The sequence below is a fragment of the Flavobacterium sp. C3NV genome, from assembly GCF_046825355.2.
GTDB lineage: Bacteria > Bacteroidota > Bacteroidia > Flavobacteriales > Flavobacteriaceae > Flavobacterium.
In genome coordinates this window covers 78,815-93,325 of sequence record NZ_JBKQBJ020000002.1, presented here as the reverse complement: position 1 = coordinate 93,325, position 14,511 = coordinate 78,815, and the positions used below count along the sequence as shown (strand labels likewise).

The 14,511-nt window shown below is 35.4% G+C and carries 7 protein-coding genes; 6 read left to right on the top strand and 1 reads right to left on the bottom strand.

Annotated features, from left to right (window positions below; all coding sequences use genetic code 11):
* The first annotated feature begins 53 nt into the window (after nucleotides 1–53).
* A complete protein-coding gene (locus ACIDC4_RS03260; RefSeq protein WP_065447970.1) occupies nucleotides 54–353 on the top strand; it encodes a DUF8108 domain-containing protein in 300 nt (99 codons plus the stop codon).
* 133 nt (nucleotides 354–486) lie between these two features.
* On the opposite strand, the gene uvrA is transcribed toward ACIDC4_RS03260, so the two are convergent.
* A complete protein-coding gene (gene uvrA / locus ACIDC4_RS03255; RefSeq protein WP_412041727.1) occupies nucleotides 487–3,282 on the bottom strand; it encodes an excinuclease ABC subunit UvrA in 2,796 nt (931 codons plus the stop codon).
* A 354-nt stretch (nucleotides 3,283–3,636) separates the two neighbouring features.
* Here uvrA and ACIDC4_RS03250 point away from each other — a divergent pair, with 354 nt between their 5' ends.
* From ACIDC4_RS03250 to ACIDC4_RS03230, 5 genes are all read left to right on the top strand, one after another.
* The gene (locus ACIDC4_RS03250; protein WP_412041726.1) at nucleotides 3,637–6,438 is read left to right on the top strand and encodes a triple tyrosine motif-containing protein; all 2,802 of its coding nucleotides are present in this window, start codon (nucleotides 3,637–3,639) and stop codon (nucleotides 6,436–6,438) included.
* A gap of 241 nt (nucleotides 6,439–6,679) precedes the next feature.
* Nucleotides 6,680–9,751, top strand: a complete 3,072-nt coding sequence (locus ACIDC4_RS03245; protein ID WP_412041725.1) for a SusC/RagA family TonB-linked outer membrane protein — start codon at nucleotides 6,680–6,682, stop codon at nucleotides 9,749–9,751.
* A gap of 11 nt (nucleotides 9,752–9,762) precedes the next feature.
* Nucleotides 9,763–11,238, top strand: coding sequence for a RagB/SusD family nutrient uptake outer membrane protein (locus tag ACIDC4_RS03240; protein WP_412041724.1), 1,476 nt, complete (start codon nucleotides 9,763–9,765; stop codon nucleotides 11,236–11,238).
* 11 nt (nucleotides 11,239–11,249) lie between these two features.
* Nucleotides 11,250–12,806 carry a hypothetical protein gene (locus tag ACIDC4_RS03235; RefSeq protein ID WP_412041723.1) on the top strand — a complete coding sequence of 519 codons (1,557 nt, stop codon included), beginning with the start codon at nucleotides 11,250–11,252 and terminating at the stop codon, nucleotides 12,804–12,806.
* Nucleotides 12,807–12,820: 14 nt separating this feature from the next.
* The gene (locus ACIDC4_RS03230) at nucleotides 12,821–14,479 is read left to right on the top strand and encodes a glycoside hydrolase family 16 protein (protein WP_412041722.1); all 1,659 of its coding nucleotides are present in this window, start codon (nucleotides 12,821–12,823) and stop codon (nucleotides 14,477–14,479) included.
* Nucleotides 14,480–14,511 lie beyond the last annotated feature (32 nt).

Below are 14,511 nucleotides of genomic sequence, written 5' to 3'. Positions count from 1 at the left end.
AAAGCGTGGAGTAATTTTTGCAGTATTTGGATTAATTTTTTTACGTAATGATTATGAAGAACAATGGACTTAGTCAGGAGCAGAGCTTACAGGTGTTTTCTAATATGATATCAAACAAAGTTCATAACGGATTTACATTAGAAGAGAGAAATGATGAATTCCTTTTTGCAGTCCTTTCCAAGGGCGGGAAAGTAGTAAATCATGGTTTAAATTTCATTATTTTTTGTCTAACCTTAGGATTGTGGTCATTTGCATGGCTTTATCTCACAATTGAGGCATCAAAACAGAAAAAAGTATTAGTTGCCATCGACGAAGATGGTTTCCCCTTTGAAGAACGATGTTTAGTCGCTTAACAAATTTAAATCGCAAAATTTAAAAAAAATCCAAATTCCAATATGATTAATAAGATCATTGGAATTTGGATTTTTTATTTGAAATTTTCTTAACCTTAGAACCTTAGCAACTCAGTCCCTCAGAATCTTTCTCCTATAATTTGTCCTTTAAATAAATACCCGTAACAGATTTCTTTTCTTTTACAACATCTTCCGGAGTTCCTGTGGCTAATAAATAACCTCCGTTTTCTCCTCCTTCAGGACCTAAATCAATAATCCAGTCGGCGCATTTTATAAGATCCAGATTATGTTCGATGACAATGATCGAATGTCCTTTGTCTATTAAAGCATCAAAAGAAGCTAATAGTTTTTTGATATCGTGAAAATGCAAACCGGTTGTAGGCTCATCAAAAACAAATAAAGCTTTGTCTTTTGTAGCCCCTTTTACTAAAAACGAAGCCAGTTTAATACGTTGTGCTTCTCCACCGGAAAGAGTAGAAGAAGACTGACCTAATTGCACATAGCCTAAACCAACATCTTGTAGCGGCTGAAGTTTCTGTGTAATTTTGGTTTGTTTATTTTTATCGAAAAAGGCAATAGCATCATCAATAGTCATCGTTAGAATATCATTGATGTTTTTATCGTCGAAATTGATTTCTAAAATTTCCTTTTTAAAACGTTTGCCACCACAAGTTTCACAAGGTAAAGAAACATCGGCCATAAAGACCATCTCGACGTTTATAGAGCCTTCTCCTTTACAGGTTTCACAGCGGCCACCATCTACGTTAAAAGAAAAATGTTTAGCCTGATAACCTCTTATTTTAGATAATTTCTCTTTGGCATATAAATCCCTGATATCATCATAAGCTTTGATATACGTTACAGGATTTGATCTTGAACTTCTTCCAATAGGGTTTTGATCAACATATTCGATATGTTTTATCTGAGAAAATGAACCTTTAATATCGCTAAACTGACCTGCTTTTTCAGATGCGTTTTCCAGTTTTTTCTGCATGGCCGGAAACAAAATCTTCTTGATCAAAGTACTTTTTCCACTTCCTGAAACTCCGGTAATTACCGTTAGGACATCCAGAGGAAAAGTAACATTAATATTTTTTAAGTTATTTTCTCTCGCCCCAACAATATCAATATGATTTTTGAATTTTCGTCTCTTTTTAGGAACAGAGATTTCTAAATCTCCATTAAGGTATTTAGCCGTTAAGGAATCTGATTTTAAAATTTCATCGTAAGTGCCCTGAGCAACAAGATTACCTCCAAAAGTTCCTGCTTCAGGACCAATGTCAATAATCATATCAGCAGCTTTCATGATATCTTCATCATGCTCAACTACAATTACGGTATTTCCTAAATCACGAAGCGACAATAAAACTTTGATCAATCTTTCAGAATCTTTTGGGTGTAAACCAATACTTGGCTCATCAAGAATATACATCGATCCTACCAAACTGCTTCCTAATGAAGTGGCCAGGTTAATACGCTGTGATTCTCCACCGGAAAGTGTGGCAGAATTTCTGTTTAAAGTCAGATAATCTAAACCAACTTCTGTCAAAAATGATAAACGATTGTTGATTTCGACCATCAAACGTTTTGCAATTTGCTGCTCGTAAACATTTAGATCAATGTTTTTGAAAAAAGTGACCAAATGCTTAATTGGTAAATCGACTAAATCAGAAACCGTTTTACCATTAATTTTTACATATGAAGCTTCTTCGCGTAAACGTTTTCCGCGACACGCGTGACATTTTGTTTTTCCGCGGTAACGCGATAACATTACGCGATTTTGAATTTTATAATTTTTTTCTTCAAGTTCTTTAAAGAAACCGTTTAGACCTTGAAAATAATTGTTTCCTTTCCAGATCAGGTCTTTTTGCTCTTCAGTAAGTTCGAAATACGGTTTATGAATTGGGAAATCAAATTTATAAGCGTGTTTTACCAGTTCGTCTTTATACCAGCTCATACTATCTCCTCGCCACGGATAAATAGCATTTTCAAAAACCGATAAAGAAGTATTTGGCACTACTAAATCAGCATCAATACCAATAATATTTCCGTAACCTTCGCAAACCGGACAAGCTCCGTAAGGATTATTAAAACTGAATAAATGAACGTTTGGTTCTAAGAACGTAATGCCGTCTAATTCAAAATTATTCGAATACGTAAATCTTTTATCTGAGCCTACTTCCTGAAGGTAACAAATTCCTTTTCCTTCAAAAAAAGCGGTTTGTACAGCATCGGCCAAACGATTATAAAACTCTTCTTCGTCTTTAACTACAATCCTGTCAATAATCAATAAAATATCTTTATTGTCTAATTTATGAATTTCTGTAGGCGTAAATTCATCTAAACGTACCATTTCGTTATCGACCAAAATACGTGCAAAACCTTGTTGCAGCAATACTTTTAGCTTGTCTTCGAGTTTCCTTCCTTCTTCAAGATGAATAGGAGACAGAAGCATCCATTTGCTGTCTAATGGCATATTTTTTACATCGGCAACAACATCGGTAACGGTATTTTTTTTGACTTCAAGTCCTGAAATTGGCGAATAAGTACGGCCAATTCTTGCGAATAAAAGCTTTACGTAATCATAGATTTCGGTCGAAGTTCCTACAGTCGAACGCGCGTTCGTTGTATTTACTTTTTGTTCAATGGCAATTGCAGGAGCAATACCTTTTATATATTCTACTTTTGGCTTGTCTAATCGTCCAAGAAACTGACGCGCGTAGGAGGATAAACTCTCTACATAACGGCGTTGTCCTTCGGCATATAAAGTATCAAAAGCCAAACTGGATTTACCTGATCCTGAAAGACCTGTAATTACAACAAGTTTGTTTCTGGGAATAGCCACATCTACATTTTTTAAATTATGTACCTGTGCTCCTTTAATTATAATATTATGTTTTGGGTCGAGTGTAGAAAGATCAATCTGCATACAAAAAGTCAATTTTTACAAAAGTAATCAATTTTGAATTGAGTTTTGTTAATGGGATTGTTCCAAATTTTAACATAATTCCCATTGATATAAAACTTAAGCAATAGCTAAAAGGTGAATTAAATCTGTTTCCAAAGATTAAAACCTTGCGCTATATTTGAGATTCTTTGTTAAACATAGCCAGTGGTTTCAACCAAGGGGATGTAATATGATCACGTCCGAAACCATTGGCTAATTGAGTTACGGTGAAATCAAATCTAATATCTTACATCATATTTATTAAAAATTTGCAGTTTCAATATAAAATAAGCTATTTTAGAACTGTTTTAGTAACAATTCATACCACGGCTCAATTTGAAAACTAAATTTACTTTTCTGCTTTTTTCAATCAGTTTTCTCTTGTTTTCGCAGGAGTTTCCGCCCATTATCAAATATTCATCTTCTGTTTATGGTGCAGGAAATCAAAGTTGGATGATCGCTCAGGACGATCAGAACTATTTGTATTTTGCCAACAATGAAGGTCTCTTAGAATATAACGGCACAAATTGGCAATTGTATCCTACGCCCAATGAAACCATAATGCGATCTGTAAAAGTAATTGGAAATAAAATTTATACTGGTTGCTATATGAATTTTGGCTACTGGACAAGGCAAACAAATGGTAAACTAAAGTATACTTCGCTCAGCGATACCATCAAAAATAAAATTTTGGATGATGAGCAATTCTGGAATATTCTTAAATACGATCAGTGGATTTTATTTCAATCCTTAAACCGAATTTATATTTATGATACCAAAACCGGGAAATTTAAAATCATTGCACCAAAAAATGGCGTGGTTAAATCATTCGCAAATAAAAATGCCATTTATTTTCAAACCATAAAAGAGGGTCTTTTTGAAATAGAAAGCGGCAAAGCCAAATTAGTTTCGGATCATCCCATTCTTAAAAAATTCACGATGGTAAACCTATTTACCACAGAAGATGGTTTACTAATTCAGACACAATTAGACGGTATTTATAAATTATCAGGAAATACTCTAACGCGTTTTGTAACAGATGTTGACGCCGAACTAAAATCGAGTTTTGTATATAGCAGTCAGCTTCTCGAAGACGGAAGTTTTGCCTTGGGCACAGTTTCGAACGGGATTTTTATTTTATCAGATACAGGAAAGATGAAATATCATATTTCGCAAAGCAAAGGACTGAGCAATAATACCGCTTTATCTCTTTTTGAAGATAAGGACCGCAATTTATGGGCAGGACTCGATAACGGAATCAATTGCATCAATATCAACTCGCCTGTGCATAGTTTTACAGATGATACTGGAGTTCTGGGAACAGTTTATGCTTCGGCTACTTTTAATGGTTTGCTGTATGTAGGAACCAATCAGGGATTATTTTACAAAAATATTCAAAGCAATTCTGAGTTTAAATTTATAAACGGAACAAAAGGTCAGGTTTGGTCTCTTTTTGTTTATGATAACACGCTTTTTTGCGGTCACGACTCAGGAACTTTTATTATCACAAACGATTCGGCAAGAAATATCTTTTCTGCTTCAGGAACCTGGAAATTTGAACCTGTCCCAAATGCCAAGAACCAATTACTTCAGGGAAATTATTACGGAATTTCGGTTTTAGAAAAAGTAAACAATCAGTGGATTTTTAAAAATAAAATTCAGGGTTTTGATTATTCTTCACGTTATTTTGAAATTACCAAGAATTTTGATGTTTATGTAAGCCATGAATACAAAGGAATTTTTAGATTAAAACTAGATCAGACTTTATCAAAAACAAATGGATTTTATACTTATAAGTCTCCTAAAAAAGGTAAAAACGCCAGTTTAGTCAAATTTAATAATGTTATTTATTATGCGTACAAAGACGGAATTTTCAAATTAAATCCAACTACAAAACTGTTTGAAAAAGATAATGTATTAAGTTCTATTTTCGAAAAAGACGAATATACATCCGGGAAATTAATCGTAGACAATTCGAACAAAATCTGGTTATTTTCTAAAAATTACATCCATTATTTTTCTGCCAGTAAATTAAGCAATCAGTTAAAGCAGAATGTAATTCCTATTCCGTCTTCTTTGACCAATTCGATGCTGGGTTTTGAGAACATTACTCAAATTTCGAAATCGACTTACTTAATAGGTACTACAGATGGTTATTATACTTTGAATATTGAGGATTTAAGTTTTAAAAACTATACCGTTTTCATAACTGATATTACCATTAATAAACAAAATGAAACCTTAAAGAATGTTGCGATTCAGAACGAAGGAGAATTTAAATCGAATGAAAACAACATCACTTTAAACTACACAGTTCCGGAATATAATAAATACATCAACTCAGAATATCAGTATTTGCTAGAGGGTTTCCAGAACGATTGGAGCGAATGGAGCACAAAAGCTACGGTGAATTTTAAAAACTTAGCGCCGGGAAAATATACCTTTAAGGTAAGGGCGAAATATGCCAATACCATTTTACAAAATACGGCCACCTATACATTTGTGGTTTTAAAACCCTGGTATTTGACGAATTTGGCGTGGTTTATTTATTTTCTTTTAATGATGGTTCTGGCGTATTTTGTAAACAAAGCGTATCTCAATTATTATCGCAAGCAAAAAGAAAAACTAATAGAAGAAAATAATCTTTTACTGGAGATTAAAGAGCTTGAAAATGAACAGCAATTAATGAAGCTTAGAAACGAACAGCTCTCTCAGGATGTTGACAATAAAAATAGAGAATTGGCAGTTTCGACCATGAGTTTAAACAGTAAAAATGAATTGTTGGCTTTTATAAAAGAAGATTTAAAAAAGACCAGTCAAAACGATAGCAGTAATATAAAATCGGTTATAAGCACGATAAACAAAAACATTACCGAAGAAGATTCCTGGAATGTATTCAAAGAAGCTTTTGATAATGCCGATAAAGATTTTCTAAAAAGAATCAAGCAGCTTCATCCCGTACTTACTCCAAACGATTTGCGTCTTTGTGCTTATTTGCGATTGAACCTTTCATCAAAAGAAATTGCTCCTTTATTTAATATTTCGGTTCGAAGTGTTGAGATAAAAAGGTATCGTTTGCGTAAAAAAATGGATTTACAGCACGAAAACGGTTTAGTCGAATATATTTTGGCTGTATAGTACATCAAAAAACGCTTCTAAAAAACTATACATTACCTCAACATTAACGATTTGTTGTGATTTTGTAGTGTTTATGTTAAAGAAATTAACATTCCTAATTTATAGTTAAATAGGGGTGTATTTTGAGATATATTAAATTTACCTGTTATTTTTTTATGATGTATGTTTTTTGTTGAGGTTAAAATTGTCGTTTTCCTAAATGGATAAGATAAATTTATCTTTCAATAAAAACTAACTAATTATGAAATCTAGATTATTACTAACCGTACTAATGCTGTTTACATCTTATGCGTTCTCGCAGTCTTTTGATGTAAGCGGTACAGTATTAGATGGCTCGGGTTTATCACTACCGGGCGTAAATGTAAAAGTTAAAAATTCGTCACAAAGTACAACCACAGACTTCGACGGATCTTTTAAGTTATCAGGAGTTCCTAAAGGAACTGTAATTGTTTTAAGTTATATAGGTTTTAAAACGCAGGAAGTTGCGGTTTCAGGAACCAAAATAACAGTTAAAATGGTTGACGATGCCAGATCGCTTGATGAAGTTGTTGTATTAGGATACAGCAGCAAAAAGAAGAGAGATGTTACCGGAGCAGTTACGGTTGTGTCCAGCAAAACCATCGAAGATCTTCATCCTCTTAAAGTAGAGCAAGCCTTGCAGGGAACCGTTGCGGGTGTTAGCGTTACAGCGCAATCGGGTTCTCCGGGAGCACCAATGAATATAAACATTAGAGGTATTGCAACAAACGGAAATAATGCCGCAACTGTATTTATAGATGGCTATCAGGGAGATTTGAGTATTTTAAATCCAAGTGATATCGAGTCGATAACAGTACTTAAAGATGCGCAGGCAGCAGTTTATGGAGTTTTAGGAGCCAACGGAATCGTATTGGTAACAACAAAAACAGGTAAAAAGAATTCTAAAACCAAAGTTTCTTTCAACTCTTCTTTTGGTACACAGGAAACAAGCAGAAAAATGTCGGTGCTAAATGCTACGGAATATGCTTTATTACTGAACGAAAGTTACGCTAATGGCGGACAAGCATTGCCTTATCCTAATGTTTCAGGATTAGGGAAAGGAACAGATTGGCAAAAAGAAATCTTCAACCCGGCTCCGGTTATTAATAATGATATAGCCATCTCCGGAGGTTCAGATAAAATCACCTATTTATTAAGCGGATCAGATTTAAGTCAGCAAGGTATTATTGGAGGATCAAAATCTGATTTTAAAAGAAATACTGCAAGGCTATCTTTAGGGGCAGATTTAGCCAGTAATATGAAACTGCAAACAAATATTATTTATACGTATCTCGACAGAGATTCATTGAATGAAAATGGTTTGGGTTCGGTACTTTTTAATGCGATCAATACGCCATCGACTTTGCCGGTTCGTGATCAAAACGGAAATTATACTTTAGTTCCTAGTGCACCGGGTTATGGAGTTGAAATTATCAATCCTTTGGCACAAATAGAAAATACTTATAATGATTATAAGCTAAGAAAACTAAACGGAAATGTTAGTTTTATTTATGACATTACAAAAGAGTTTAAATTTACATCTCGTATTGGTTTTAATACAGGAAATAGCATTAGCAGAAACTTTTCTAAACAAGTAAGCTACGGCGGAAAAGTGTTTGATATTACAAGAAGCAGTGTAACTCAAAATACTGTAAACGATAATGATTACACACTTGATCTTATTGCAGAATATAAAAAGACACTTTTTGGAAATCATAATCTTAAAGCAATCCTAGTATCTACAGTTTATAAATCCTGGGGATCCGGACTTGGAGCTACAGGTTATGATGTTCCTAATAATTCATGGAAATATGCCGATATAAACCTTGCAAAAGGAACAAGTCCGGCTGGTGGTCGTGATGTATCGTCGTATGGTTATGATGAAAGAAGGGTTTCTTATGCCGGAATTTTAGAATATGATTTTAAAGGAAAATATCTTTTAAGCGGAGTAATCAGAAGGGATTCATCAACGAAATTTGGCCCGGAGAACAGAGTTGCTTTCTTTCCGTCATTTACGGCAGGATGGGTAGTTTCTGAAGAATCATTTTTAAAAGATAATAGTGTGTTAAACTTCTTAAAATTCAGATTAAGTTATGGAGTTTTAGGAAATGACCAAATACGCCCTAATGGTTATACAGGATTATTAAACGGAGAAGCAACGTATGTATATAATGGCGCTCTGATAAACGGAACAGCAATTGGAGGATTACCAAACCCAAAATTGCAATGGGAAGAAGCCAAAAAGTTTGACGTAGGGATTGATTTTCGTTTATTGAATGATAAACTGGACTTTACAGCTGATTATTTTATTGATACACGAGATAAATTACTGATACCAAAAATTCCGGTTTCGGGAATAACAGGAGTTTATGCTCCGGGAGCTTCTTCACCAACTATGAATGCAGGTTCTGTACGTAACAAAGGATTCGAGTTTGCAGTTAATTATAAAGACAAAATATCAGATAATTTTAATTTTAATATCGGATATAACATTACCACAATCGATAACGAAGTTCTAGAAGTAGCCAATAGTACCGGTTATACAGATGCAGGTGGTTTTGGTGTTGGACAGCCGCTTCTTCCGTCAAGAATGGAAAAAGGACGACCTATTGGATATTTTTACGGATATAAAACAGACGGAATTTTCCAGAACCAGGCCGAAATTGCAGCACATCCATCGCAGGCAGCTTTGGGAGCAGCGACAGCTCCGGGAGATATTCGTTTTAAAGATGTAAATGGTGATGGTGTAATTGATAGTAAAGACAGAGCGTATATTGGAGACCCGATTGCAAGCGTAATAATGGGATTAAATGTAACTCTTAACTACAAAAATCTTGATTTTCTTGCCTATGCCTATGCTTCTATAGGAAATGATATGGTGAGAAATTACGAGCGTACACTTACAGATGTAAACAAATCCAATTATGTTTTAGGAAGATGGACCGGAGAAGGAACGAGTAACACAGTTCCAAGAGTGACAACCGGAGCTACAAACAACAATCTTTTTTCTGATTATTACGTAGAAGATGCCTCTTTCGTAAGAATTCAAAACGTACAATTGGGGTACACATTAAACAAAACATTCTCGGATAAAATCGGGATTTCAAAATTACGTTTGTATGTAGGAGTAAACAATTTGTACACTTTTACCAAATACAAAGGTTTTGATCCGGCCGCTATTACAGGGCCAACAAATGATGATAATATTTCGCAATCGTCTGTAGGATCAGGGATCGATAACGGATTTTATCCAACACCAAGGATTTATACAATGGGACTAAATCTAAATTTTTAAAAACCAAGAAAATGAAAAAGTATATTATAAATATAGGATTAGGAATCGTGCTTTTAGGAGCTTTGAGCGTTTCTTGTTCAGATAATTTTGTAGAACGTGAGCCTGTATATTCAATAGATTCTGAGAACTATTTTAATTCAGAATCAGATTATAACAATGCCTTAATTGGTGCATATGATTTGCTGCAATCTACTTATATAAATGTTTTGTTAGGCGAAATAGCTTCAGATAATACAGCGGCAGGAGGAGAAAGCGCGAGTGACGTAGTTGGTTTTCAGCAAGTAGACGAAATGACGCACACGGCTGTAAACAGCAATATAAAAGATGTCTGGAACTGGATGTTTGCAGGAGTCAACAGAGCAAGTTATATCCTGGAGTTTAAAGATAAAACAGACTTTCCGGGTAAAAACCAAATATTGGCCGAAGCACATTTTTTAAGAGCATATTATCATTTTGAGTTAGTCAAATGGTTTGGTGGCATTCCGTTAAATGGAGATAAGAGGTTTAAATTAGATGACGAGAAAAAAATTCCCCGTTCATCAGTTGCTGAAGTTTACGCTTCTATCGAAGCCGATTTGCTTTATGCTGTCGATAATTTAAACCCTAATGCCCCACAAGTAGGTAGAGCTACAAAAGGAGCCGCACAGGCATTATTAGGAAAAGTGTATTTGTATCAGGATAAATTTGCAGATGCCTCTAAAGTTTTAGATAAAGTAATTGAATCAGGAAAATATTCATTGATAACAGATTATAATACCATTTTTGAAAACGCAGAAGAAAACGGAAAAGAATCAGTATTCGAAGTACAATACAGTGATGCAGAAGGAGCAGGTTTTACTTGTTTACAATGTAGTGAAGGTAACGTAGCAGTAGGTTTTAATGGAATAAGAAATTATGTAGGCCCTATTTTCGATTCAGGATATAGTTTTAATGTACCAACGTCAAAAATTGCCAATGCATTTGAAGTAGGTGATAATCGTAAAAATGTTGCAATTCTGGATATTGTTGCCTGGGCAGCAGCCAATAATGCAACTTACGGTACAGGATATAAACACACGGGATATTTTAACAGAAAATATTTACCACGTCAGGGAGATTCTAATATTGGAGATCAAAACCTGACAAACCCTAATAATTACAGAGCGATTCGTTATGCCGATGTATTATTGATGGCTGCCGAAGCTTATAACAGAGGAGGATTAGGCGATGCTAAAGCAAGAACGTATTTGAATGAGGTAAGACGACGTGCATTTGGAGATACAAATCATGACATCTCAGCTTCAGGACCAGCCCTAACCGATTTTATTTGGTCAGAAAGAAGGTTTGAATTTGTTGGAGAAGGAATTCGCTTTTTCGATTTAGTGCGTACAGGTAAAGCAGCACAGGAAATTGCTGGTTTTAAGGCAGGAAAAAATGAAATATTCCCAGTTCCTATCGAAGAGATTCAATTCGCAAACGGAAACTGGCAGCAAAATCCCCAATATTAAAAAATAGTATTATGAAAAAATTACATTTTATTATAAGTCTGTTCGTTTTGGCAATCGCAACAGGTTGCTCTAATGACAGTAATGGCAGCGATGTCGATATCGATTCGATAGGAGCGCCAAAAAACATATCGGCACTCACAACTATTACTCAGGATAATTCAGGTAAAGTAACTTTTTTACCTAAAGGAGAAGGCGTGACGCAATATCAAATTAATTTTGGAGATGGAAGCCCGGTATCGAGTTATCTTTCGGCAGGAGCAACTGTAGCGCATACTTACAAAGAAGGTATTTACCAGGCTAAGATTATGGCAATGGGAATAAATGGAAAAATTACAGAAGTTACTCAGGAAGTTACAGTTTCATTTTTAGCACCAAGCAATTTGCAGGTTACATTAGCACATGTAGTTGGTGATAATTTATCAGCATCTGTAAGTGCAAAAGCGAGTTTTGAGACCTATTTTCAGGTTTATTTTGGAGAAAATCCAAATGAAATTCCGGTCGACTTTATGGAAGGCGAAACTATTAAACACACCTATGCTAATATTGGAACCTACGAAGTAAAAGTGGTCGCTTTAAGCGGAGGAAAAGCAACAACGGTACATACAGAATCGATTACCATTTCGAACCCAATTTTATTACCGGTCGATTTTGAATCGGCTACATTAAATTATGCCTTTAGTACTTTTGGAGGTGTAGCAACAGTTGTAGCCAATAATCCTAGTGTAGACGCCAGTAATGTTAGTGCAAAAGTGGCTAAATTAACCAAACCGGCAGGTGCAGAGGTATGGGCAGGTTCTTTCTTAGAATTAGGAGAACCAATTAATTTTGCTACTCTGAAAAAAATTAAAATAAAAGCATGGTCGCCAAAAGCAGGAATTGTGGTTAAAATGAAATTAGAAAATTTAGCCAATCCTGATATTAATGCCGAAGTAGATGTTACCAATACAGTAGCAAACAATTGGGAAGAATTGGTATTTGACTTTTCAGCTGTCGATAACGCCAATAAATATCAGAGAGTTGTACTTTTCTTTGACTTTGGTAATGCAGGTACAGGTGTCGATTATTACTATGACGATATTCAGTTAACCTCAGGAGCAGAATCTTTGGTATTGCCATTAACATTCGAATCGACAGCCTTAACTTATGCTTACGGAAATTTTGGTGGTGCCGCAGCGGCCGTAGTGGCAAATCCTGACAAATCAGGAATCAATACATCATCAACGGTAAGTGCTTTAACAAAAAACAATGGTGCCGAAGTTTGGGCAGGTTCATCACTAGCGCTTGAAACGGCGATTAATTTCTCAACATTTAAAAAACTAAAAATGAAAGTCTGGTCACCTCAGGCCGGAATTATTGTAAAATTTAAGTTAGAGAATCTAAATGATGCCTCTATAAATAAAGAGGTAGATGCTACCACAACAATTGCAAATGGTTGGGAAGAGCTAACTTTTGATTTTGATGGAATTGTGAATGCCAATAATTATCAAAGAGTAGTGCTTTTCTTTGATTTTGGAAACAATGGCACAGGCAAAACATACTATTTTGATGATATTAAACAATCCAATTAAAAATATAAGTAATCATGCGTAAAATAATTATAAATATCGTGTCCGTACTTACGATTCTGCTTATGGTAGGTTGTCAGGAAGACGATTTAAAATTCGGGAACTTACAAGCGCCGACAAACCTTGTAATTAAAGCCGAGATTGTAGGTAAAACCGATGCAGATCCTAATGGAGATGGTTCGGGATTAGTAAAACTTGTCGCTACGGCAAATAATGCAATATCGTATAAATATGCATTTAGCGACGGAACCTCAGTAAATGCGCCAGCAGGTACAATTGATAAAAGATTTACCAAACCGGGACTTAATACCTATACCGTAATTGTTATTGCAACAGGAACTGGAGGAGTAGAAACAAATACCTCAATAGATGTTACTGTTCAAAGTGATTTTAGCGATCCTGAAGCAGTAACGTTCTTAACAGGCGGAACGTCTAAAAAATGGTATTGGTCAGCTTCAGAACCAGGACATTTGGGTGTTGGACAAAATGATGGTGATGCAACCAAGAATTATTTTGCTAATTATTATATGGCAGCACCGTTCGAAAAAGCAGCCTCACCGGCAAGTAGTTGTTTGTATGATAATGTACTAACATTCTCTCTGGATGGCGATGTGGTGAAATATCAATTAGATAATGGTGGTTCAACATTCTTTAATGCAGCTTTTGCGAGTGTAGCAGGTGGAAGCTCACCAGACGATGCATGTTTGGCATATGATGCAAGCGGAACAAAAATCGTATCACTAAGCCCTTCAGAATCAGTTGTAATGAACAACCCGGATCATCTTACACAAACCCGAGGAACAGCAATAAACTTCTCTGACGGTGGATTTATGGGCTATTATATAGGACAAAGTACCTACGAAATCATTTCGATAACAGCCAACAGAATGGTAGTAAGAGCCGTTATGGGCGGTAATCCGGCATTGGCATGGTATCATATATTTACCACTACAAAACCTACTCAGGCACCACCGGCTGATTATACAAAGTTAGTTTGGTTTGATGAGTTTAATACAGACGGTGCGCCTGATGCTACAAAGTGGAATTACGATCTTGGCAGAGGAGACAGTGGTTGGGGAAATAACGAAGAACAAAACTATACCAACTCAGCAACAAACGTAATCGTTCAGGGCGGAAACCTGAAAATTACGGCTAAAAAAGAAGCTTCAGGAGGTGCCAACTATTCTTCGACCCGACTAAAAACCGATGGTAAATTTAAATTCACCTATGGTAAAGTCGAGATAAAAGCCAAACTTCCAACAGGAGTAGGAACCTGGCCGGCAATCTGGATGCTGGGTTCAAATTATACCACAAAACCATGGCCGGCTTGTGGCGAAATAGATATTATGGAACATGTTGGTAAAAATCAAAATGTTATTTTGAGTACCCTTCATTATCCGGGACATTCAGGAGGACAAGGCAATACAGGTTCTAAAACGATACCAAATGTCTCAACAGAATTTCATGTTTACAAAACAGTCTGGAGTCCTGCATCAGTAACTACTTTTGTAGATGATGTGCAGATTCATTCTGTTCCTAACGACGGTACTTTACCTTTTAATAGTGACTTCTTCTTAATTTTGAATGTTGCAATGGGAGGTAATCTGGGCGGCAATATTGATCCTGCTTTTACACAATCTTCTATGGAGATTGACTATGTAAGAGTATATCAATAGATTATAAATTAATTAGTAAGAATGAGGTGAGA